This is a genomic window from Paenibacillus sp. FSL R7-277 (assembly GCF_000517965.1).
Classification (GTDB): Bacteria; Bacillota; Bacilli; order Paenibacillales; family Paenibacillaceae; genus Paenibacillus_AQ; species Paenibacillus_AQ silagei.
Window position 1 is genome coordinate 76028 of record NZ_ASPX01000115.1, and the last position, 21754, is coordinate 97781.

Annotated in this window: 15 protein-coding genes; 12 read left to right on the forward strand and 3 right to left on the reverse strand. The window is 55.7% G+C overall.

Translation table 11 applies throughout. From position 1 onward, the window contains the following. Window positions 1-58: 58 nt before the first annotated feature. The 9 genes from C173_RS28365 to C173_RS28405 all read left to right on the forward strand — a co-directional run bounded on the left by C173_RS28365 (window position 59) and on the right by C173_RS28405 (window position 15563). On the forward strand, window positions 59-985 hold the full coding sequence (locus C173_RS28365; RefSeq protein WP_036731566.1) for an ABC transporter permease: 927 nt from the start codon (window positions 59-61) through the stop codon (window positions 983-985). Between the two features lie 29 nt (window positions 986-1014). Continuing rightward, window positions 1015-1932: a carbohydrate ABC transporter permease gene (locus C173_RS28370; protein WP_036731568.1), complete on the forward strand. Its 918-nt coding sequence runs from the start codon at window positions 1015-1017 to the stop codon at window positions 1930-1932. Between the two features lie 42 nt (window positions 1933-1974). Then, on the forward strand, window positions 1975-4269 hold the full coding sequence (locus C173_RS28375) for a glycoside hydrolase family 3 N-terminal domain-containing protein (RefSeq protein WP_036731570.1): 2295 nt from the start codon (window positions 1975-1977) through the stop codon (window positions 4267-4269). Between the two features lie 17 nt (window positions 4270-4286). Next, window positions 4287-7430, forward strand: coding sequence for an alpha-mannosidase (locus tag C173_RS28380; RefSeq protein ID WP_036732079.1), 3144 nt, complete (start codon window positions 4287-4289; stop codon window positions 7428-7430). A gap of 275 nt (window positions 7431-7705) precedes the next feature. After that, window positions 7706-9025 (forward strand): glycoside hydrolase family 125 protein, encoded by a 1320-nt coding sequence (locus C173_RS28385; protein ID WP_036731572.1) that lies wholly within the window; start codon window positions 7706-7708, stop codon window positions 9023-9025. A 71-nt stretch (window positions 9026-9096) separates the two neighbouring features. Beyond that, window positions 9097-10095: a glycoside hydrolase family 130 protein gene (locus C173_RS28390; RefSeq protein ID WP_036731574.1), complete on the forward strand. Its 999-nt coding sequence runs from the start codon at window positions 9097-9099 to the stop codon at window positions 10093-10095. Between the two features lie 6 nt (window positions 10096-10101). Continuing rightward, entirely contained in the window at window positions 10102-12840 is a 2739-nt protein-coding gene (locus tag C173_RS28395) for an alpha-mannosidase (protein WP_036731576.1), read from the forward strand. Next, complete coding sequence (locus C173_RS28400) at window positions 12806-14374, forward strand: beta-N-acetylhexosaminidase (protein ID WP_235192057.1); 1569 nt, start codon at window positions 12806-12808, stop codon at window positions 14372-14374. The genes C173_RS28395 and C173_RS28400 overlap by 35 nt, the downstream gene beginning before the upstream one ends. A gap of 307 nt (window positions 14375-14681) precedes the next feature. After that, complete coding sequence (locus C173_RS28405) at window positions 14682-15563, forward strand: PhzF family phenazine biosynthesis protein (RefSeq protein WP_036731578.1); 882 nt, start codon at window positions 14682-14684, stop codon at window positions 15561-15563. Window positions 15564-15585: 22 nt separating this feature from the next. Here the strand turns inward: C173_RS28405 and C173_RS28410 are convergent, their stop codons facing one another. After that, window positions 15586-16173, reverse strand: coding sequence for an NAD(P)H oxidoreductase (locus C173_RS28410; RefSeq protein ID WP_036731580.1), 588 nt, complete (start codon window positions 16171-16173; stop codon window positions 15586-15588). A gap of 169 nt (window positions 16174-16342) precedes the next feature. Here C173_RS28410 and C173_RS28415 point away from each other — a divergent pair, with 169 nt between their 5' ends. Genes C173_RS28415 through C173_RS28425 form a run of 3 tightly spaced genes read left to right on the forward strand, consistent with a single transcriptional unit; the run spans window position 16343 to window position 18691 of the window. Then, the gene (locus tag C173_RS28415; RefSeq protein ID WP_036731582.1) at window positions 16343-16714 is read left to right on the forward strand and encodes a winged helix-turn-helix transcriptional regulator; all 372 of its coding nucleotides are present in this window, start codon (window positions 16343-16345) and stop codon (window positions 16712-16714) included. Window positions 16715-16750: 36 nt separating this feature from the next. Next, window positions 16751-18193 (forward strand): cardiolipin synthase, encoded by a 1443-nt coding sequence (cls, locus tag C173_RS28420; protein WP_036731583.1) that lies wholly within the window; start codon window positions 16751-16753, stop codon window positions 18191-18193. Between the two features lie 48 nt (window positions 18194-18241). Further along, window positions 18242-18691 carry a DUF1877 family protein gene (locus tag C173_RS28425; protein ID WP_051478551.1) on the forward strand — a complete coding sequence of 150 codons (450 nt, stop codon included), beginning with the start codon at window positions 18242-18244 and terminating at the stop codon, window positions 18689-18691. 29 nt (window positions 18692-18720) lie between these two features. Here C173_RS28425 and C173_RS28430 read toward each other — a convergent pair whose 3' ends face one another. Both C173_RS28430 and C173_RS28435 read right to left on the reverse strand, forming a co-directional pair. Beyond that, window positions 18721-19155, reverse strand: coding sequence for a GNAT family N-acetyltransferase (locus tag C173_RS28430; protein ID WP_036731584.1), 435 nt, complete (start codon window positions 19153-19155; stop codon window positions 18721-18723). A gap of 200 nt (window positions 19156-19355) precedes the next feature. Further along, window positions 19356-21731 (reverse strand): MMPL family transporter, encoded by a 2376-nt coding sequence (locus C173_RS28435; protein ID WP_036731585.1) that lies wholly within the window; start codon window positions 21729-21731, stop codon window positions 19356-19358. Window positions 21732-21754: the final 23 nt, after the last annotated feature.

The following is a 21754-nucleotide window of genomic DNA, read 5'->3' on the forward strand; positions in this document are numbered from 1 at the left end:
CTTGGCCCGATCTTTTTTGTAAATATAAGAATTTTCCGGCATAGGAGGAACTAGAAGTATGGGGAAAATAGGAAAGTCCGCCAAAGATGTATTAAGAAATAAAGTGCTGCTGTTTATGGTTCTGCCGGGCACACTGTGGTTTTTATTCTTCTCTTACCTGCCGATGGTGGGTACGGTCATTGCATTTAAGGAGTACCGCTTCAGCCGGGATGGCTTCTGGGCCAGCATCATCAACAGCAAGTGGGTCGGCTGGGATAATTTCAAGTTTCTGTTCAGCACCAATGATGCCTATCTGATCACACGCAATACCCTTTTATATAATATAGCCTTCATTGGCCTGGGCCTGATTCTGTCCGTGCTGATGGCGGTGGTGCTGTCCGAGATTGCCAATAAAAAACTAGCCAAGTTCTATCAGACAGGCATGTTCCTGCCGTATTTTCTGTCCTGGGTTGTTGTGGGATACTTCGCGTTCAGCTTCCTTAGCTCGGAGCGGGGGCTGCTTAATGCCATGTTCGGCAGCAATATCTCCTGGTACTCGGAATCGAAATACTGGCCGTTCATTATTATATTCGTATTCCTCTGGAAGGCCGTCGGCTATAACAGCGTGGTCTATCTCGCCGCAATTATGGGCATAGACAAGTCCCTCTACGAAGCGGCGATGATCGACGGAGCCAGCAAGCTCCAGCAGATCCGCAGTATCACGCTGCCGATGCTGAAGCCGATCATTATCATTATGACGCTGCTTGCGATCGGGAAGATTTTCTATGCCGACTTCGGGTTGTTCTATCAGGTGCCGAGAGATTCGGGGACGCTCTACAGTGTGACTAACGTCATCGATACTTATGTATACCGTGGACTTAAGACTACCGGCGAGATCGGAATGAGTACGGCTGCGGGCTTGTATCAATCAGTGGTCGGGTTCGTGCTGGTTCTTACCTCTAATTACATCGTGCGCAAATTCGATAAGGACAGTGCATTATTCTAGGGAAAATGAAGGAAAGTGAGGTCATCCAAATGTCTGCTAATGCTGCGAAATCGCGCGATTTCCATCGGCTGTCGCCGGTGCTCAATACCATCTTCAACTGTATCGCCGGAGGCTTTGCCATCCTGTGTATCTTCCCGTTCCTGTTCGTGGTCCTCATCTCGTTCACGGACGAAGGGGCGCTTGCGCGGGACGGCTACCGGTTAATTCCGGCCAAATGGAGTCTGGAAGCCTACAAATATGTATTTAGCTCAGGGGACACGCTGCTCCGTTCTTACGGAGTGACCATTGCGGTAACGGTCATTGGTACAATTGTCAGCCTGCTGATTATTTCACTTTATGCGTATGCCATTTCACGTAAAAGCTTCAAATACCGCAATTTCTTCGCGTTCTTTTCCTTCTTCACCATGCTGTTTAACGGCGGGCTGGTTCCGACCTATATTGTCGTGACACAGATGCTGGGCTTGAAGGACAGCATTTGGGCGCTGGTGCTGCCGCTGGCGGTGAATGCTTTTTACATTATGATTCTGCGTACCTTCTATATTACCAGTGTGCCGGATGCGCTGATCGAATCGGCCAAAATCGACGGCGCCGGAGAGTTCCGCACCTTCCTGAAAATCGTGCTGCCGCTGTCCTTGCCGGGCCTCGCTACGATCGGGCTGTTCAGCACGCTCGGGTACTGGAACGACTGGTTCAATGCCCTGCTCTATATTGATAATCCGAATCTGGTGCCGCTGCAGTCCATGCTGATGCGCATTGAGACCAGTATGCAGTTCATTCTTCAGAATTCGCAGAACAGTTCATTAAGCCTGGAGGCCCTCCGCAACATGCCGCAGGATACCTCGCGTATGGCGATGGTGGTGCTGGCAACCGGACCGATTATTTTCGCGTATCCGTTCTTCCAGCGTTATTTCATTCAGGGTCTTACGGTCGGGGCGGTTAAGGAGTAGGGATATATAGATTAAGATCAAAGGAGAGAGGGTGGAGCCAGGATGTTATATAGAGACCGTACACAGCCCGTCAAGGAGCGGACGAAGCATCTGCTCGGGCTGATGACGCCGGAAGAGAAGGTCGGCCAGCTGGTGCAGCTGTTCGGGTGGCAGACCTATAATCATACAGATGGAAAGATAGAATTGACAGAAGACTTCAAGCGCCAGATCCGCGAAGGCGGTGTCGGCGCATTATACGGAACCCTGCGTGCCGATCCCTGGACAGGGGTTACGCTGGAGAGCGGGCTGGATGCACGGGCCGGAGCGGAGGCTGTTAATGCGATTCAGCGTTATGCGCTGGAGCATTCCAGGCTAGGCATTCCGCTCTTGATCGGCGAGGAATGCTCGCATGGGCATATGGCCATCGGGGCCACGGTATTTCCCGTTCCGCTGCTGATCGGCAGCACCTGGAATGTGGACCTCTACCGGGAGATGTCCCGGGCGGTCGCGCGGGAGACCCGTGCTCAAGGCGGAGCCGTGACGTATTCCCCTGTGCTGGATGTGGTGCGTGATCCGCGCTGGGGCCGGACCGAGGAATGCTTCGGGGAAGATCCGTATCTCATCGGCGAATATGCCGTAGCGTCTGTGGAAGGACTACAGGGCGACCGGCTTGACAGCGCGTCCAGTGTGGGGGCAACCCTCAAGCACTTCGTAGCCTATGGCAGCTCGGAGGGCGGCCGGAATGCCGGTCCGGCACATATCGGCAAGCGGGAGCTGCTGGAAGTCGATATGTACCCGTTCCGCAAAGCGGTGGAAGCCGGTGCGGTCTCCATCATGCCGGCTTATAACGAGATTGACGGCGTGCCTTGTACCACGAACCGGGAGCTGTTGGAAGAGATTCTGCGCGGTGAATGGGGCTTCGAGGGCATGGTGATTACCGATTGCGGCGCGATCGATATGCTGGCCTCGGGTCATGATACAGCGGACAGCGGGGAGGATGCAGCCGTACAGGCACTCACCGCCGGGATTGATATGGAGATGTCCGGCGTGATGTTTGGCGGATATCTGCTTACGGCGCTACGCTCCGGGCGGCTGGATGAGAAGCTGGTGGACCAGGCGGCGGCGCGTGTGCTGGAGCTGAAGTTCCGGCTGGGCCTGTTTGAACAGCCGTATGCCGATCCCGATTTGGCAGAGCAGGTCATCGGAAGTACGGAGCATGCGGAGCTGGCGCGCAGCGTGGCGGCGGAGGGAATTGTGCTGCTGAAGAATAACGGAGTGCTTCCCTTGTCTGCGGCCCATGGAAAGGTTGCGGTAATCGGGCCGAACGCCGATATTGGCTACAATCAGCTCGGCGATTACACCTCGCCGCAGCCGCGTGATCGGGTAACTACGGTGCTGGCCGGGATACGGGCCAAGCTTGCCGCGCAGCCGGAGCGTGTAGCTTATGCGCCGGGCTGCCGGATCAAAGACAGCTCCACCGAGGGCTTCGAGCTTGCGCGTGAGGTAGCAGCCGATGCGGATATCATTGTGCTGGCCCTGGGCGGGTCGAGTGCCCGTGAATTCGGGGAAGGCAGCATCGATCTGCGGACCGGAGCCTCGAAGGTCACAGAGAATGCGCTTAGCGATATGGACTGCGGCGAAGGCATCGACCGGATGTCGCTTCATCTGTCCGGTGTTCAGCTGGAGCTGATGAAGGAGCTGAAGGCGCTTGGCAAGCCGGTAGTCGTCGTATACATCAACGGCCGTCCCATTGCCGAGCCGTGGATCGATGAGCAGGCGGATGCCATTCTGGAAGCCTGGTATCCGGGGCAGGAAGGCGGCCACGCCATTGCCGACATTCTGTTCGGCGATGTCAATCCGTCCGGCCGGCTGACCCTGTCCCTCCCTGAGGATGTAGGACAGCTGCCAGTGTATTACTTAGGCAAACGTTCCCGGGGAGTGCGCTATCTGGAAGGGAATTCGCAGCCGCGTTATCCGTTCGGCTTCGGACTCAGTTACACAGAATTCAGCTATAGCGGACTCCAGGTAGAGCCGGCAGTGATCACAGCAGACGGAACGGCTGAGGTTACAGTGGAAGTAGAGAATACAGGCTCCCGCAGTGGTGCGGAGGTCGTGCAGCTATATATTTCCGATCTGGTCAGCAAGGTGACGAGACCGGCTAAGGAGCTTAAGGGATTCCGCAAGATCGTGCTGGAGCCGGGCGAGAAGCAGAAGGTGACCTTCACGCTGAGTGCAGAGCATCTGAACTATATCGGGCCGGATTATAAGCTGGTGGTTGAGCCGGGAAGCTTCCGCATCGGGGTCGGCAGGAATGTGAACGATACGCTGAATATAGATCTTACGGTTACGGAGGACTAAAGATGGAGCAGATAAACATCGAACGGATTAACCGGTTCATTCGGGAATGCTCACAGAAGCAGTGGCTGGAATACCGGGTGCTTGATGACTGGAAGGTCTTCTCCACTATCTACCGGCAGCCGGGCCACTATGACGAAGCACAGCCTTATTCGGGCAGCGAATCGTTCGGATTGTTTCCGAGCGTGCAAGGTACCACCTATTACTTCCGCACTACTCTCGATATCCCGGCGGATTGGACCGATGCGGACACCGGGCTGATCTTCCACTCCGGCGGCGAAGGGCTGCTGCGTGTGAACGGAGCCTCGCGGCAGGGGATTGACCGCAATCATACCTATGCTTCCCTGAACCCCGAGACGGGCGGCAGACACCCGGAGATTGAGATTGAGCTCTATGATCCGATCCCTGAGCCGGATGATCCGCTCAATAAACAAGCGGTCATTCAGCCGCCGGTCCGGTCCATTACCGCAGCGCTTGTCAGAGTGAACCTGCCGGTGCAGTCGCTGATGTACACAGTAACCGTCATCCGGGATTCAATGCTGCTGCTGCCGGAGCAGGACTTCCGGCGCGTCCGCATGCAGGAGGTGCTGCATCAGGCGATGGATGCATATGTGAATTTGGGGCCTGACGTTTCGCAGTCTGGCAAGGAGATAGAGAAGATTGAGCAGGAGCTGGCCGCGAAGGTGCAGGCCATCGGCGGCAACAGCGAGGGCTTCATTCATATGATCGGGCAGTCGCATATCGACATCGCCTGGTTATGGCCTACCCGGGAGACGGTGCGCAAGACCAGCCGGACCTTCTCGACGGTACATGCCCTGATGGAGGAGTATCCGGAATACCGCTATGCCCAGAGCCAGCCGCAGCTGTTCGCTTATCTGAAGGACAATGATCCTGAGCTGTACGCGAAGGTGAAGGCGCGGATTCAGGAAGGCCGCTGGGAGCTAGTCGGCGGCATGTGGGTCGAGCCGGATCTGAATATTCCGAGCGGGGAATCGCTGATGCGGCAGATGCTGTACGGGCAGCGCTTCTACCAGGAGGAATTCGGACAGCAGTCCGAGATTGAATGGCTGCCGGACACCTTCGGCTATTGCGCCTCCCTGCCGCAGATCCTGAAGCACGGCAAGGTCCGTTACTTCATGACCACGAAGCTGGGCTGGAATGATACCAACCTGTTCCCGTATGACCTGTTCCACTGGGTCGGAATTGACGGGACAGCACTATTATCATATATGAACCATGGCGTGAATGAGAATACGCTGCCGAAGGATATCCACGAGCACTGGCAGTCCTATCGCCAAAAAGCCGTTCACAGCGAGCAAATGCTGCTCTACGGACACGGAGACGGCGGCGGCGGCGTGACGCGGGAGATGCTGGAATACCTGTCGCGCTCGGAGCTGATGGTGGGTCAGCCTGCCTCCGGCTACAGCACGGCGGCGGATTTCTTCGCAGGCATCGAGCAGGCAGCACCGGAGCTGCCGGTCTGGCAGGGTGATCTGTATCTGGAGCTGCACCGGGGAACCTATACGACCCATGCGCGGAACAAGCGCAATAACCGCAAGGCCGAGATTCTGTACCGGGAAGCGGAGCTATGGCAGACTCTGGCTGGACACCAGCTGACACCGCAGCGGCGGGAAGAGGTAGGTGAGGCTCTGCATGAAGGCTGGAAGCTGATTCTGCTGAACCAGTTCCATGATATTATTCCAGGCTCATCGATTCCCGAGGTCTATGAGACTTCGGAGAAGGAATACAAGAACATCTTTGTCCTTGGGGAGAGTACCTTGAAGTCCGTTATGGAGGCTGCCGTAGCGGATATTGATACACGTGGAGAGGGACAGCCTTATGTCATCCTGAACGGACTGGGCTGGACCCGGGATATGGTGGCCCAGCTTGAGCTTTCCTCTAAAGTGGAGCCTGCCAATGTCGCCGTCTATGACCGGAACGGAACACGGCTTCCGGCAGAGCTGACTACAGCAGGAAAGCGGGCAGTGCTGCGTGTGCGGGTGCCGGAGGTTCCGGCATTCGGGTATGCAACCGTATGGCTGCGGGAAGAGGAACAGCCGGGGGCAGATGCATCTGATGCAGGCAATAACTCAATTTCTGCCGCGAACTCCGCTACGTTCGAGGATCGCTGGGAGACCGGCTACTACCGGCTCCAGTTCAATGAGCTGGGCGAGATCATCAGCTTGTACGACAAGGAAGCCGGGCGTGAGATTGTGAAGTCCGGCGAAGCGCTGAACCGGCTGCATTTCTTCCATGACCGTCCGATTCTCTGGGATGCCTGGGATATCGACAGCCGTTATGAAGAGCAGCCCGCCGGAGCAGCGGTACTGCTGGAGAAGCGGCTGCTGTCCACAGGTCCTGTCTGCGATGTACTGTTCTTCCGCTGGAGCCTCGGCCAATCGGAAATCCAGCAGGAGCTGATTCTGTATCACGCCGATAAGCGAATCGACTTCAAGACGAAGGTCCAGTGGCACGAAGCCCACAAGCTGCTGAAGGTTGGCTTCCCGATTGATGTAGTGACCAGCAAGGCCACGTATGAGATTCCGTTCGGCGCACTGGAGCGGACCACGCACCGCAACACCAGCTGGGAGCAGGCACAGTACGAGGTCTGCGGACACCGCTATGCCGATGTGTCAGAGCATGATTACGGCGTAAGCCTGCTGAACGACTGCAAATACGGCTATGATACGCAGGGCAGCACCATCCGTCTGTCCCTGCTGCGCGCTCCGCGCTGGCCGGATCATTCGGCCGATCAGGGAGAGCATGAATTCACCTATTCGCTCTACCCGCATACCGGGGACTGGCGCGCAGCGCATACCCAGCGCAAGGCCGCTGAGCTGAACCATGCTTCGTATGCTGTGGCCTGCGAGGCAAGTGAGGGACAGCATCCGTCCACTGGCTCCTTCCTTCCCTACGAAGGGAAGCAGGTCGTGCTGGATACCGTCAAGCTGGCGGAAGACGGAAGCGGCAGCATTCTGCGGCTATATGAATCTGCCGGTGGACGCGAGACCGTGCGGATCAGCTGGCCGCTGCCGCACTCTGCTATCTATCTGTCCAATGCACTGGAGGAAGAGACCGAGCTTTTGCCGGATGAAGACGGCGTGTTGACGATAGACTTCCATCCGTTCGAGATTAAGACGATTAAGATTATTCATGCTGAATAGAGGTACACAACTATATAGATTGAACTTGAGATTTAAGTTAAGGAAAAGTGGCGTAGGGGAATTTTGGAACTGTAGGAGCGATAGCGTCCGCCTTTGTCTGCGGATTTCAACCGTTAAAAACGGAAAAAATCAAGAAATCTGCAGACAACAGCGGCCGGAAGTCCAAAACTTCTCTGGAGTCACGGCCAATTCCAAAACATATGTGATGAGAAGCTTCAAGTTAATTTCCTAAGTTCAGCTATACCAATAGATCAAGCAAGAAGGAGACTACTACCTTGGAACAATTCAGACTTCCCCGCATCGAGATGCCGGAGCTTACGCTGCCGTCATCCATTCAGGCCGTGCTGGCCGACGCCGAAGCGAAGCTGGCCCACCGGCCCAAGCTGCAACGGCTGTTCCGCAACTGCTTCCCGAATACACTGGAGACGACCACCAAGCTGCTTGATGACGGCACCACCTTTGTGATTACGGGGGACATCCCCGCCTGCTGGCTGCGCGATTCAGTGGAGCAGGTCATTCATTATGTGCCTTTTGCCGCGGAAGATGCTGATCTGCAGCGGATTATCGGCGGGCTGATCAAGCGCCATACGGAGTATGTACTGATCGATCCTTACGCCAACGCGTTCAATGAATCGGCCAATGACTGGCACTGGAATGCCGCCGATGTGACCGAGATGTCGCCGTGGGTGTGGGAGCGCAAATTCGAGATCGACTCGCTGTGCTTCGTGATCCGGCTGGCCCATGCTTACTGGGAAGAGACGAAGCAGACCGATTTCTTTACCTCTGATTTCAAAAAAATGCTCCGCGTCATCACCGACCTGTTCAAGCGCGAGCAGCATCATGCCGAGCAGTCACCGTACCGTTTCACCCGGAACAACGGGATTATGGAGGATTCCATCCGTAACGGCGGCCTGGGGATGCCTGTCAATTACACCGGCATGATCTGGTCCGGCTTCCGCTCCAGCGATGACGCCTGCGACTTCCATTACAACATTCCGGGGAATATGTTCGCTGTGGTGGCGCTGCGGCAGATGCAGGATTTCGCCGAGTGGGTCTTCCGGGACTTGGATTTCCTAGCCGAGCTGAAGGAGCTGGAGCAGGAGGTCGATCACGGCATCAAGCTGTACGGCATCTACCGCCACCCGGAATTCGGGCCAATCTACGCATACGAGACAGACGGATACGGTAACTATAGCCTGATGGATGACGCCGGAACACCGGGCCTGATGTCCATTCCGTACCTGGGCTATCTGAACAATGACGATCCGGTCTATCAGAATACGAGACGGTTCGCTCTGAGCAGCGAGAATCCGTTCTACTTCGAGGGCAAGGCCGCCAAGGGAATTGGCAGTCCGCATACCCCTCCGGGCTACATCTGGCATATGGCGCTGTCGATGCAGGGCATCACGGCAGACAGCAAGGAAGAGCGGCTGGCAGTTATCGCCATGCTGGAAGCTACTGACGCCGATACTGGCTATATGCATGAAGGCTTCCACGCCGACGATCCGGCTGTGTTCACCCGCAAGTGGTTCGCCTGGTCGAACAGCTTGTTCTCGCAGCTGATTTTGCGGGCGCTGAAGGAAGACATTCTCTAAACATACGGTCCGGCACGTAAGAGGCGGTCCTGGTAATATACTATTTTTTCACAGATAAAGGAGACCAGATCATGAGTACAATTATTGGAGAAGCACTACCTAACATCCCTTGGCAGGAGAAGCCTGAGGGCACGAATTCCCCGGTATGGAGATATTCCGCCAACCCGATCATTCCGCGCAACGCCATTCCGAACTCGAACAGTGTGTTCAACTCGGCGGTCATTCCCTTCGAGGGCGGCTTCGCTGGTGTGTTCCGCTGTGATTCGCGGTCGGTCAGCATGGATATCTTCGCGGGCTTCAGTGAAGACGGTGTGAACTGGAAGATCAACCATGAGCCGATCGTATTTGAGGGCGATGAAGAGATCACCAAGCGCGAGTACCGCTATGATCCGCGTGTCTGCAAGATTGACGACCGTTATTATGTCTCTTGGTGCAACGGCTACCATGGCCCAACGATTGGACTGGCGTACACATTCGATTTCAAAACCTTCCATCAGCTGGAGAATGCCTTCCTGCCGTATAACCGCAACGGAGTGCTGCTCCCGCGCAAAATCGGCGGCAATTATGCGATGCTCAGCCGTCCGAGCGATACCGGGCATACGCCGTTTGGCGATATTTTTTACAGTGAGAGTCCTGACCTGACCTTCTGGGGCAAGCACCGCTATGTGATGGGTACGGTTGACGGTGACGCTTCTGCTTGGCAGTCCAAAAAGATTGGTCCCGGACCGATTCCGATTGAAACCGACAAGGGCTGGCTGCTGATCTATCACGGCGTTATCAATACCTGCAACGGATTCGTCTACCGCATGGGTGTCGCGCTGCTGGATCTGGATCAGCCTTGGAAGGTAAAAGCCCGCTCGCGCAACTATATCCTCGGCCCGGAAGAGCTGTATGAATGTGTCGGCGATGTGCCGAACGTGACGTTCCCTTGCGCGGCATTGACTGATGCGGCTACCGGACGGATTGCCATCTACTACGGCTGTGCGGATACAGTGACAGGACTGGCCTTCACGACCGTGGATGAACTGATCAGCTATATGGATGAATATCCGCTGGAGATTGAGGGGTAACAGGTTATGACTACTAAACAGACGGCACATATTATCTCGCATACGCATTGGGACCGGGAATGGTATCTGCCTTATGAGCGCCATCATATCCGGCTGATTCAACTGGTGGACACATTGCTGGACACGCTGGAGCAGAACCCGGATTTCCGCAGCTTTTTCTTCGACGGCCAGACGATTATCATCGAGGATTATCTCCAGGTCCGTCCGGAGAACCGGGAGCGGCTCACGCGGCATATCCGTGAGGGACGGATATTTATCGGACCTTGGTACATTCTGCAGGATGCTTATCTCACCAGTCCGGAAGCCAATGTACGTAACTTACAGCTAGGACATCAGGATGCGGCAGTCTATGGGGAAGTGTCCAAAATCGGTTATTTCCCGGACACCTTCGGCCTGACCGGACAGATTCCGCAGCTTATGCAGCAGGCCGGCATCACTAACGCCTTTTTCGGGCGCGGAGTGAAGCCTACGGGCTTCAACAATATGGTCTCCGATGACGGCTATGAATCCTCGTTCTCGGAGCTGGTCTGGGAAGGGCCGGACGGCTCGCAGGTGCTGGGCATCCTGTTCGCCAACTGGTATTCTAACGGGAATGAGGTTCCCGTCGAGCTTGATGAGGCACGCCGCTACTGGGAGCGCAAGCTGGGCGATGCCCGGCAGTATGCGGCGACCGATCAGCTGCTGTTCATGAACGGCTGCGATCACCAGCCGCTGCAGACCGACCTTCCGGAGGCGATCCGCACGGCGGAGAAGCTGCACCCGGAGGTCAACTTCGTTCACTCGAACTTCCCGGACTATATCAAGGCAGTGGAAGCTTCACTGGCTGGCCGCAGTCTGTCCACGGTGAAGGGCGAGCTGCGCAGCCAGCGCACGGACGGCTGGGGCACGCTGGTCAATACCGCTTCCGCCCGGGTATATCTGAAGCAACTGAACCAACGGGGGCAGGCCATGCTGGAAAAGGTGGCCGAGCCGCTGGCCGTTATCGCTAAGCTGCACGGCGGGGAGTATCCGCATCATCTGCTGGATTATGCGTGGAAGACGCTGCTGCAGAACCATCCGCATGATTCCATCTGCGGCTGCAGCGTGGATGAGGTACACCGCGAGATGGTCACCCGCTTCGACAAAAGCTATCACACGGCTGAGGGCATCGTGGCGGATAGTATGCAGGCGATCACCGCAGCGGTGGACACCTCCGGCTTCGCCGCTTACGGCGAAGAGGCACTTCCGCTCATTGTAACCAATACCAGCGGCTGGAGCCGCACCGGTACGGTGACCATAGAGCTGGATGCGGCCCGCCAGTATCTGCGCGAAGGACTGCCGCTGGAAGAGAATGCCCGGCTTATGAAGGCTGTGGACCTGGCCGGACGGGTCCTGGTCGATGCACAAGGCCAGCCGGTTCCTTGTACGGTGGAGGATCTTGGCCTGTCCTTTGGCTATGATCTGCCGGATGACCGGTTCCGCCAGCCTTATAGCTGCCGCAAGGTGCGTCTGACCTTCGAGGCGGCGGATGTGCCTGCCCTGGGACTGCGCACCTATGCCTGGGTCCGCCCTGTTGGGGCGGCTTCCGCTCAAGAAGCCTCATCGCTGGTTCGCGGCGGACGTGTGCTGGAGAACGACACGCTGCGCGTCGAGGTTATGGCTGACGGCTCCTTCACACTGGAGCATAAGCCTAGCGGCAAGATCTATCGTGACCTTGGTGTCTACGAGAATACCGGTGACATCGGGAATGAATATATGTACAGAGCGCCTGCGGGCGAAGTGCCGCTGACGACTCTGGGCCTTAACGCGGATATCGCTGTTATTGAAGATACGCCATACCGGGCTTCCATCGAAATCACCCATGAATGGGAGATTCCGGCTTCGGCCGATGCCCTGCTGGAAGAAGAACAGCGGGCGCTGGTCTATTACCCGGAGCGGCAGGCTCAGCGCAGTGCCGCTACAGTAACCCTTAAGCTGCGGACGGTCTTGAGACTGGAGCGCAGCGGCAAAGGGCTGGAAGTGAAGAGTTTCATTAGTAATACCGCTAAGGATCACCGCCTGCGGATGCTGTTCCCGGCGGATCTGTCCGCAGCCTCGCACCGCGTAGATTCGATGTTCGAGCTGGCGGAACGTCCGAACGAGCCGGCGCCGGAATGGCAGAATCCCAGCAATGCGCAGCATCAGCAGTGCTTCGTGGATGTTGCTGGAGAGAATGCAGGCCTCACGGTTGCGAACCTCGGATTACACGAATACGAGATTCTGCGGGATGGCCGCAATACCATTGCCGTTACGCTGCTCCGCAGTGTAGGCGAGATGGGCGACTGGGGCTGGTTCCCTACGCCGGAAGCCCAGTGCCTGGGTGAACAGACCGCAGACATGCTGCTCCTGCCGCATAGCGGGGATGCGGTAACCTCCGGTGCCGCTGCGGCTGCTTACCAGTTCCAGATTCCTTGGACCTGCGCGCAGGCAGAGGTTCACGCGGGAACGATTCCTTCCGTGTATTCGGCCGTCCGCTGGAACGGCGGAACCGCTGCTTTCTCTTCCATGAAGCTGAACAAAGAGCGCGGCGATGTGCTGCTCCGCTGGTTCAACCTTACGGAACAGCCTTGCGAGCTGGAACTGGAATCTGTGCTGTCGGTTACCGCCTTCTATACTTCGAATGTACTGGAAGCAGAAGGTGAAGAGCTTCAGCCAGAAGAAGCCGCTTCGCTCAAGCTTCCGCTTGGCGGACATGAGATTACCACGGTCGGCCTCCGGCTGCGCTGATCCACGCGAAGAAGGAAGAGGTGAGAAGAGTATGGATATGAATATGGATGAACCATTAGATCAGAACGTCTCCGATACCTGCCCGCTCACCAGTGTACAGCAGCAGATTGCAGCGGCATCCGGGGAGCCATGGCGGCTGTCTGCCGGGTCCAAAACCCGGATTGTAGACAATGCCAGATCGGATAATAACCGTGTTCTGAACGAAACAGCCTTTATTGTGCTGGGTGAATACTCGGGCATTCTGACACCCGCTGACCAGATCATGACTATTGTTCATGGGGAAACGGAGACACCCGCTTCGGGTGATATCGTCATTGAACTGACGGATCATGAAGCTGCGGGAGACCTGGACAGCAAGGAAGCTTACGTCATTGACATCGGGACTTATGCGAAGATCACCGCATCAAGTGAACGGGCAGTGATGTATGGTCTGCGGACGCTGTTGCAGAAGCTGGCGGATGACGGCTCCGTACCTTACGGAACCATTGCCGATGAGCCTGTCATTCGAGAGCGTGCGCTGCATATCGATATCGGCCGCAAATTCTACAGCGAAGATTGGCTTCTGGAGCGGATCAGAGAGATGTCCCGGCTGCGGCTGAATACGCTGCAGCTGCATTTCTCCGAGAACGAAGGCTTCCGGCTGATGAGTGAGAGCCATCCTGAGGTGGTGTCGGAGCAAGCTTTAACCAAGCAGGAGATGAAGGCGATTATCCTTGAGGCACAGCGTTATCATGTGGATATCATTCCTTCACTGGATTCGCCGGGACATCTGGGGCAGGCTCTCCGCACGCATCCCGAGTGGCTGCTCAAGGATTCAGCGGGAACTCCGGCTCCTGGGGCCCTGGATATTACGAATCCGGCCGCCCGCCGGTTCGTGCTGGATTTGATTGACGAATATGCGGAGTTATTTGCGGGCAGCCGCTATTTTCATATCGGCGGGGATGAATTCATTAACTTCGCGGAGTTCGATAAGTATCCGCAGCTCGCGGAGTATGCCCGGAATGTGCTGAACATCAGCGGCGGCACGGGCGTGGACACTTATATTGATTACCTTAACGAGGTTGCTGAGCATCTGGAATCGAGAGGCTGGACGGTCCGTGCCTGGAATGATGGCCTCTATCGTGCGGATCAGACCCAGCGGGTCGCGCCCAAGCCGTCCATTCAAATCACGTATTGGACGAAGTGGCATCCGATGATGGCCCCGGTGGAAGACATTCTCGCCAAGGGACATCAGGTGATTAACTACAACGATGGCTACTTGTACTACGTGCTGGGCGAAAATGCGGGCTATAAGTATCCGACAGGCGAGAAAATCCGCGCCTCCTGGCATCCCGGCCTGTTCCCGGCCCGTACCGGAGAAGCCAAGCAGGAGTATACCGGAGCTTATCCGCGCGAACTCATCGGCACTACCTTCTCCATCTGGAGTGACAAGCCGGAGGCGCAGACCGAAGCGGAAGTGGCCGCAGGCCTCCGCGGCCCGCTGCGGGCGATGGCGGAGTTAGCCTGGTTGGGGAAGCAAGATGCGGGTGAGTAGATGGCTGAATAAATAGCTTAGTAGACAATAGTATTGCTTTCTATGATTGCAGCAACGGATACCGTCCGCTTCACAGGGACTTGTCCGTTGCTGTTTTTTTGCGTGAATTGGGAAAAGCGAACACAATGGGCAGTGCGAGGGTACGTGGTCCCAATATAGTCGAAAAACCGACCACATTGGGCACGCGCGGCGTCCATGGACTGAATGTATGCGGAAAACCGAACATATCATGATGCCTAAATATCTTAAATTCATTTTATATACATTTATGCTATCATATTACTCAAAAAAGACAGGCGGTGCAGGTGTGCAGAACATCAAAGTCTATCATTACGATGCGTTCAGCAGCATTCCGAACAAGGGGAATCCGGCAGGAGTTGTCCTGAACGGCGAGGGGCTCACGGAGCAGCAAATGCAGGAGGTCACAGCGAAGGTGGGTTTCAATGAGACGGCGTTTCCGTTAAAATCCAACCTGGCGGATCTCAGAATCCGCTATTTTACCCCGGGGCATGAGATTAATCTCTGCGGCCACGGGACCATGGCGTTGTTATATGCCATGAAGACCAAGGGTCTGCTTGGAGACGCCAGCGAGCTGACCATCGAGACCAAAGCAGGAGTCTTGCCCGTCCGTTTCACAGAAGATCACGACAGCCTCTATATGACGATGAGACAGGCCAGTCCCCAGTTTCAACCCTTTAACGGATCGCTTGAGGACCTGGCCCGCTCGATCGGCCTTGAACCCGGTGATATTGATCAGACCCTGCCGACCATGTACGGCAGCACCGGAACGTGGACCTTACTGGTCCCGGTCACAAGCCTTGACGCCTTCACCCGGATGGTGCCGGACAACAAGCGGTTTCCCGAGGTGCTGAAGGAGATGCCCCGCTCGTCCATTCACCCGTTCTGTCTGGAGACGTATGATCCTGAGGCGCATATGCACGCCCGCCATTTCTCCTCCCCGTTCTCTGGGACCACCGAGGACCCGGTGACTGGCACCGCCTCCGGGGTGATGGGGGCTTATTATTCCAGGCATATCGGCGGACAAGCACCCTCCTTCGAGCTGCTAATTGAGCAGGGCCTTGAGATCGGCAGGGACGGCAGAGTCAGAGTGTCAGTGTCGGACAACGGCAACACTATAGAAGTGACTGGCAATGCAGTTTATGTGAATGAATTTGATGTGATGCTGTGATTTCCCTCATTCCTGTGATGTGTCAGTTCTCCCCCTTGCCATAATGTAATCCCGCCTGATAGGCCTGTTCCAGAAGCGCTTCATAATGCGGGGGCGGCGAATCCAGGGTCTCGTAAAAGAACTCAACCTTGGAGTCTGTGATTCCGCAGTAATCGGCAATTCCTACGTTCAGCAGACGCGTGGTGGCCTCATCATAATTACGTTTCTTCACCTGCTCCTCCGATACGCCTGCCAGAGCCAGCCATAGCGCACGATAATCATGCAGATTACTTGTGCCGTAGGCAACCCTGTTGTTCAGCACCCGGTCGATATACCCCTTCAGCATGGCCGGCAGATGCCACCACCACAGCGGAAAAACAAATGCCAGGCCGTCATGCTGCCGCAACCGCTCCATTTCCCGCTCTAATTCAGGAGAATAGGGCTGTTCCTGTTCACCTGCGGTCATATTGAGTTCCTCTCTCCCCTGTAGAACAGGGTCAAATCCTATCCCATGCAAATCCAATATCTCATAATCATGGCCGGCCTGGCTCAATCCCTCTGCGAAACGGCGGGCGACCTGGAAGGTCAGGGAATCTTGTCTTGGGTGTGATACGACGATTAATACGCTCATGCTTGTATCTTCACTACCTTTCTTAATAGCAGGTTTGTAGCCATGTTCCTTGGCTGATGCTATTATAAACAGGAATAAAATAATCCGGAAGGACGCACTTTGCTGTTCTATAGGAAGGTGTATGTTCCATAGGAACATTGAGGTACCCTACATAATGGAGGCAGAAGCAATGACTGAACAGAATGGCGATAGCGTTCCCAAAAAGTACAAAGTAGGCGTAGAGGCGGCGCTGGAAGTGATGGGCGGCAAGTGGAAGCCGCTGATTATCTACCATCTTATGACCGGACAGAAGCGAACCTCCGAGCTGCTGCGGCTCATTCCGGGCTTAACCCAGAAAGTGCTGACTGCCCAGCTAAGAGGGCTGGAGAACGATGAGATTATCTCACGGACCATCTACCAGGAGATTCCTCCCAGAGTGGAGTATGAGCTGACGGCCTACGGCTGGGGGCTGAAGCCCGCGCTGGACCTGTTATGCTACTGGGGAGAGGAGCATCTGGACAGGATCCATGGCGACAGGTCCAAGGTGCTGGAGGACTTTTAGGCATCAGAGCGAGACAGAGAGAAAAGGGGAAAGAGCATGGAATTTGCAAGTCTAACCACAGTCGTCACCCTCATTAACATCATTCTGGCACTGGGCTTTCTGTTCATTGAGCGCAGGGAGGCTGGATATACCTGGGCCTGGCTGATGGTACTGTTTTTCATCCCGATTCTGGGATTTGTCTTGTATATCTTTTTCGGACGCAATCTCAAAAAGAAGAATTTCTACAAGCTCTTCATCGAAGAGCAGGAATATGTCCAGGCCGAAGCCGACAAGCAGCTGGCAGCCTTCGCGGAAGGGGCGGATGACAGGTCGCAGCTGCTGACGAACTATGCCCAGCTCATCAACATGAATATCCGTTCGTCGCACGGCCTGTTATCCAGCGATAATGAGATTGTTATTTACAGTGACGGCCATCAGAAGTTCGCCGCGTTATTCGAGGATATCCGCTCTGCCCGCGCAGAGATCAACATTCAGTATTATATCATTCAGCCGGACCGTCTGGGCCGGGAGCTGAGGGATATGCTGATCGTGAAGGCCATGGAAGGCGTGAAGGTGCGGCTGTTATATGATGAAGTCGGCTCGAAGCGGATTTCACGGCATTTTTTCAGAGAATTACGTGCAGCAGGGGGCGAGGTTGAAGTGTTCTTCCCGTCCCTGCTCAAGCCGCTGAACTTCCGGATCAACAACAGGAATCACCGCAAGCTGTGTATTATTGACGGAAGCATCGCCTATATCGGCGGGTTCAATGTGGGGGATGAATATCTGGGGCAGGTTCCGAAGTTCGGCTACTGGCGTGACACTCATCTCCGGATTACCGGAAATGCAGTCAGCCATATCCAAGGCAGATTCATCCTGGACTGGCATCAGGCGGGGATGCATGAGCGCGGGGATTACGGGGAATTCGTCTTCAACATGGAGCCCCATACAGGGACAAGCCCGGTGCAGATTATTACAAGCGGCCCCAATTCGTCCACCGAGCATCTGAAGAATATGTACATCAAGCTTATTTTATCGGCTAAAAAAAGTGTGTACATCCAGACCCCGTACTTCATACCGGACACCAGCTTCATGGACGCCTGCAAAATCGCCCTGCTCTCCGGAGTGGATCTGCAGATCATGATCCCTAACAAGCCTGACCATCCGTTCGTGTATTGGGCCACCTGGGCGTATGCCGGAGATCTGCTGAATTACGGGGCCAAAATCCTGCTCTACGAGAATGGCTTCCTGCACGCCAAAACGATTGTCGCTGACGGAGAGGTTGCTTCTGTCGGAACGATGAATATCGATTCGCGCAGCTTCCGGCTGAACTTCGAGGTGAATGCCATTGTGTATGACCGGGCGATTGCCGAACAGCTCCAGGATATTTTCCTGAACGATGTCAGACTGTGCTCTGAGCTGACCGTTGAACGTTATGCGCAGCGCTCGCTGGTGATCAAGCTGAAAGAGGGGATTTCCCGGCTGTTGTCGCCTATTCTGTAAGGAGAGTGGAGCGCGGGCAGCTGTATTTTATTGAGGGAGGAATGACAAATGGGTATGCTGGGTCAATATGTCATGGTGGATGAGGATACACTGGAGCGCATGATGGAGATGGACGGTTCAGAGCTGATGAATACGCTGGAGAAGCTGATTGAAGGCGGAAGTGAATATTACGATATCGACAAGCTGTGGGAGGAGCTGCATCTCGCGCTAACTGGAGTCTCGGCCAGTGAACCTATCGAAGGCGATCCGTTAAGTGAAGCTGTTGTCGTGGTTCATGTGTTTGAGGTGGAAGAGGAGGACGGGTTCTTCGCGTGCACCGAGCAGGATGAATTGGAGGACATTATTGCGGCGATGCAGCAGGTGGACTTCGATCAATTGAAGACGGATGGTGTAGCGGAGGAGCTGAGGGCAGCTTTGAAGGTTGAATTTGCAGGCCTGCTGGACTTCTACGGGAAGGCGCTGGCGGGCGGGAAGCACGTGATTTTCAGTGTGGCTTGAACGGGATGGCGCGAAGCGCCGGGACCTCGTTAGGAGGGGGAACCGGGCTTCAGGTTTTTCTGGAGATAATATTTGCTCTGCCCTTCATGCGGACAATCTTTGATCTCGCCGAAGATCTCATACCCCTGCTTCTGATAAAAAAACGGCGCCTGCCAGCTCATCGTGGTCAACTCGCTTACCTTACAGCCGCGTTGCCTGGCTCTGTGCTCCAGCTCTTCCAGCAGGGCCTTGCCGAGTCCATGCCCCCTGTACCCGGGATCCACAGCCAGCAAGTGCACATTCAGAATATTCCAGACCATATCCCCGGTAACGCCGCCGATGAAGACGCCGTTCTCATAGGCCGCCAGGGAGATCACCTCGCGCTGATAGGGCGGAATGCTGCTGTCCATGCGGCGGCTGTGTTCCTCCAGTAAGCGGGAGATTTCCTGCTGGTTCTGAGCAAGATCCAGTTCTATAATGTTCATGGGTACTCCTCCTTAGTATTTGAATTCAATTATAGCCATTATATCAAAATAGAGCCTGCGGACGATGCCGCAGGCTCTATTTGTACATGGAGAACGGCGGGAGTGCCGTCCGTTATTCCGGGGAGATGTACATGTCTTGGAGTCCCGCAAAGTACCTGACTATTCATCGAAGCCAGGTCTCCGCTTTGTGTGTGGCGAGTTTAGTGCTTGTGTCCGCTCTCGGCATTCAGCTTGGCGATCAGCTTATCGCCTTCGACATCGAGATTCGGCAGCAGGCGGTCCAGCCATTTCGGCAGCCACCAGGCTTTGTCGCCGAAGACGGCCATGACGGCCGGAACAAGCGTCATCCGGATGATGAAGGCATCGATCAGGATGCCGAAGGCCAGCGCGAAGCCGATCTGCTTAATCATCGCATCAGGGGCGAAGATGAAGCCGGCGAAGACGGACACCATGATCACACCTGCGGCCAGTACGACCCGGCTGGCCAGATCATAGCCGTGAATAACACTGTCCTTGCCATGGCGGCCGTGGACATAAGCTTCACGCATGGAGCTGACCAGGAAGACTTGATAATCCATGGCGAGTCCGTACAGAATACCGGTGACCAGGATCGGCATGAAGCTTAGCAGCGGTCCGCCGGTATCGAAGCCGAACAGCGAATGCAGCCAGCCCCATTGATAGACGGCGGTGGTTACGCCGAAGGTGGCAATAATACTTAACACGAAGCCGACGGTTGCTTTGATAGGTACGATAATGGACCGGAATACCAAGAGCAGAATGATCAGCGACAGGATAACGATGATCCCGATGTATATAGGGAAGGCATCGGACAGCTTCGAGGACATATCAATATTGATGGCGGTGAAGCCGGTCACGCCAAGATTAATATTGTTGCCGGTGGTCAGGCTGGACGCTGGATCACGCAGCTCCTGTACCAGGTCTCTGGTTGCGGTATCTGTGGGCCCTGTCTTCGGAATCAGGCTGATAATGGCGATATCGCCGGTGGGACTGACACCGAGCGGAGAGACCAGGGTCACATTATCGTGCATTTGCAGCTCCTGAACCAGCTTGCCCAGGATCGGCATGGAGATCTTCTCAGACGGATTCTTTGTCTCAGCAACCAGCAGCAGCGGGCCGTTGAAGCCTTCACCGAACCCTTTGGAGATGACATCATAGCTCTGACGGGCCGGAGTATCCAGGTTCGCCGAGGCGCCGGATGGAATACCCAGCTCCATCTTGGTCACTGGAATGGCGGCTGTGCCAAGCACCAGCACCACCAGCACAATGATGGCCCAGCGGTATTTCACCGTGGCATTTGCCCAGCGGTGCGAGAAGCTGTGCTGCGCTTTTTTGGCAGCGGTGCTGTGCTTGGTCCGGGCTTTGGCGGTTACGATCCGTTCACCGACCAGGCCGAGCAGCGCAGGCAGCAGGGACAAGGCCAACAGGACATTGATCAGAACGCTGGCCGCAGCAACTAGGGCCATAGTAGACAAGAAGCCGATGCCGATGACGAGCATGCCGCATAAGGCGATAATAACGGTCAGACCGGCGAAGAATACCGCGCTGCCTGCGGTGCCCAGTGCACGGCTGGCTGCTTCGGCTGCGCTTAATTTCTCATCCAGGATCAGACGGCGCTGGCGGTTCACAATGAACAGCGAGTAGTCGATCCCCACGGCGAGACCAATCATCACGGCAAGAACCGGTGTAATATCGTTCATCTGGATCAGGCTGCCGAGGGCAAACGCACCTCCGACGCTAATGCCTACTCCGAGAAGTGCGGTCAGCAGCGGCAGCCCGGCGGCAACGACTGAGCCCAGCGTCATGAACAATACGATGGCAGCAACGGCTACGCCGATCGCTTCCGTGGAGCCGATGGCCGGCATGCTTTTGAGCGAGTCGCTTGGAATCGCGGTAATGCCTGAACCGGACTGTTCAACTTTGGTCACGGTATCGATGATGTTGTCCGGCACCTCCGATGGCAGAGATGTCTGCTGAACCGTGAACTGGAACTGGAACAGGGCAATGCTGCCGTTAGCCGACAGCATCACGCCGGGAACCGGAGCGCCGTCAACAATCAGCGGACCGAACGGTGCTGCCTGAGCAGCAGCGGCTTGACCAGCAGCGGCAGAAGGATCGGCAGCGGCTTGACCAGTGGCAGCGGAAGGATCAGCGGCAGCTTGACCGGCAGCGGCGGAAGGATCAGCGGCAGCTTGACCGGCAGCGGCGGCCGCTGCTTGTGCTGCCAGTTCGGCAGGGTTGATGACATATTCCATGTTGTATACATCATTAATAGCTTTTAGAAGCAGCGCTGTACGCTCAGGCGTATCAAGACGCTCCCCGTCCGGTACAGTGAAGGCGATACTAGCCTGGCCTCCGGCCGCAGCGGGCAGCTCTTTTGTCAGCTTATCCAGCACCTTTTGCGACTCTGTGCCTTCAATTTTCATCTCGGAGCTGGATTGAATGCCGTTGACTCCAATCAGGGTGCCTACAACTCCGAGTACAATGATCCAGACTGCAATGAAGGCCCAGGGCTTAGCATAAGCCGATTTACCTAAGCGGTATAGAAAAGTAGACATGTAGTGGTTTCTCCTCTTTATCT

What these genes read in the sequence shown, in the direction of transcription:
- C173_RS28390 (WP_036731574.1), top strand. Translation starts at nt 9,097, where the DNA reads ATGAGTACAATTATTGGAGAAGCACTACCTAACATCCCTTGGCAGGAG.
- C173_RS28370 (WP_036731568.1), top strand. Translation starts at nt 1,015, where the DNA reads ATGTCTGCTAATGCTGCGAAATCGCGCGATTTCCATCGGCTGTCGCCG.
- C173_RS28410 (WP_036731580.1), bottom strand. Translation starts at nt 16,173, where the DNA reads ATGAGCGTATTAATCGTCGTATCACACCCAAGACAAGATTCCCTGACC.
- C173_RS28415 (WP_036731582.1), top strand. Translation starts at nt 16,343, where the DNA reads ATGACTGAACAGAATGGCGATAGCGTTCCCAAAAAGTACAAAGTAGGC.
- C173_RS28375 (WP_036731570.1), top strand. Translation starts at nt 1,975, where the DNA reads ATGTTATATAGAGACCGTACACAGCCCGTCAAGGAGCGGACGAAGCAT.
- cls (WP_036731583.1), top strand. Translation starts at nt 16,751, where the DNA reads ATGGAATTTGCAAGTCTAACCACAGTCGTCACCCTCATTAACATCATT.
- C173_RS28435 (WP_036731585.1), bottom strand. Translation starts at nt 21,731, where the DNA reads ATGTCTACTTTTCTATACCGCTTAGGTAAATCGGCTTATGCTAAGCCC.
- C173_RS28425 (WP_051478551.1), top strand. Translation starts at nt 18,242, where the DNA reads ATGGGTATGCTGGGTCAATATGTCATGGTGGATGAGGATACACTGGAG.
- C173_RS28430 (WP_036731584.1), bottom strand. Translation starts at nt 19,155, where the DNA reads ATGAACATTATAGAACTGGATCTTGCTCAGAACCAGCAGGAAATCTCC.
- C173_RS28400 (WP_235192057.1), top strand. Translation starts at nt 12,806, where the DNA reads ATGAGATTACCACGGTCGGCCTCCGGCTGCGCTGATCCACGCGAAGAA.
- C173_RS28365 (WP_036731566.1), top strand. Translation starts at nt 59, where the DNA reads ATGGGGAAAATAGGAAAGTCCGCCAAAGATGTATTAAGAAATAAAGTG.
- C173_RS28395 (WP_036731576.1), top strand. Translation starts at nt 10,102, where the DNA reads ATGACTACTAAACAGACGGCACATATTATCTCGCATACGCATTGGGAC.